This window comes from Streptomyces sp. SID14478, from assembly GCF_010548525.1.
Lineage (GTDB): Bacteria > Actinomycetota > Actinomycetes > Streptomycetales > Streptomycetaceae > Streptomyces.
This window is the reverse complement of the sequence record NZ_JAAGMG010000061.1, coordinates 1-1,066: the sequence shown is the minus strand read 5'-3', so window position 1 is coordinate 1,066 and position 1,066 is coordinate 1. Positions and strand designations below refer to the sequence as shown.

Annotated in this window: 2 protein-coding genes; both read right to left on the bottom strand. The window is 72.1% G+C overall.

Features of this window, described 5'->3' with window-relative positions; all coding sequences use genetic code 11:
- Positions 1–179 precede the first annotated feature (179 nt).
- Complete coding sequence (locus G3I40_RS02080) at positions 180–623, bottom strand: nitroreductase family deazaflavin-dependent oxidoreductase (protein WP_164300416.1); 444 nt, start codon at positions 621–623, stop codon at positions 180–182.
- 44 nt (positions 624–667) lie between these two features.
- Positions 668–1,066, bottom strand: a 399-nt coding sequence (locus G3I40_RS02075) for an aspartate/glutamate racemase family protein (protein WP_239091468.1), incomplete at its 5' end; no start/stop codon positions are given.

The following is a 1,066-nucleotide window of genomic DNA, read 5'->3' as shown; positions in this document are numbered from 1 at the left end:
CGGGAACGGGTCCGGGGCCGGCACCGGGTCCGGGATGTCCGGTCCGGGGGCCGGCGGTACGGGGTCGGGGTACGGCTGGGTCATGGCGGTGCCTCCAGAGGTTCGGAGGGGATCCTGTCCACTGTCTCCCGACTCGCGTGCCCACGCCCGTCGAGTCCACGCGTACGAGGGACCCCCCGTCACCCGTCCGTGCGGGTCAGACGCACCACCGGGATGTCGCGACTGGTCTTGTTCTGGTACTCCGCGTAGTTCGGGAACAGCTCGACCAGCGAGTCCCAGACCCGCGCCTTCTCCGCCGCCGACAGGGTCTCGGCGCGGGCGTCGAACCGCTCCGTCTCCACGCGCAGCCGTACGTCCGGGTTGTCCTGCAGGTTCAGGTACCACAGGGGGTGCTCGTCGGCGCCGCCCTTGGAGGCCACGATCAGGTAGTCGTCGCCGTCGCGCCCGTAGATCAGGACGGTACGCCGCCACTGCCCCGTCCTGCGCCCCTTGTAGTCGAGCAGCAGGCAGGGGACGCCGTTCATCCCGGTGCCTTCGGTGCCGCCGGACTCCTCGTACACACGGGCCTGGTCCGCCACCCATCCGGTGGGGCTGATGACGACGTCGGTGTCACGCTCGGCCATGAAGGTCTCTCCTTGCTCGGTGCGGCACTCCAACTCTGTTCAACCTAAACCGTTTTGGCAGCCCTGCATTCCGTGGCGGCGGCGTCGAGTCCCGGGCGCGGGCTGGAGAGCACCGGCAGGCCGGTGCGGCTGCGGTCCGCGGCGTCGGCCATGGAGGCCTGTGCGAGAACGATCGCGTCGGCGTCGCGGACCTCGTCGACGGCGGCCGCGACCAGGTCGAGATAGCCGTCGCGGTCCTCGGCGAGGAACGCCTCCCAGGCCCCGTCGACGAACACGGTGCGCACCTCGACGGACCGTCCGGTGCGCGCGGCCTCCTCCTCGACCAGGGCGACGGTCGGCGCGAAGGTGGTGCGCACCGTGGCCACGACGGCGATCCGGGAGCCCGCGGCGACGGCCCGCGCGGCCATCGGCCGGTCCACCCGCAGCACCGGCACGCCGAGGCC

Bases quoted from the DNA above. Each gene is read 5' to 3' on its own strand.
- G3I40_RS02080 (WP_164300416.1), bottom strand. From the start codon at position 623: ATGGCCGAGCGTGACACCGACGTCGTCATCAGCCCCACCGGATGGGTG.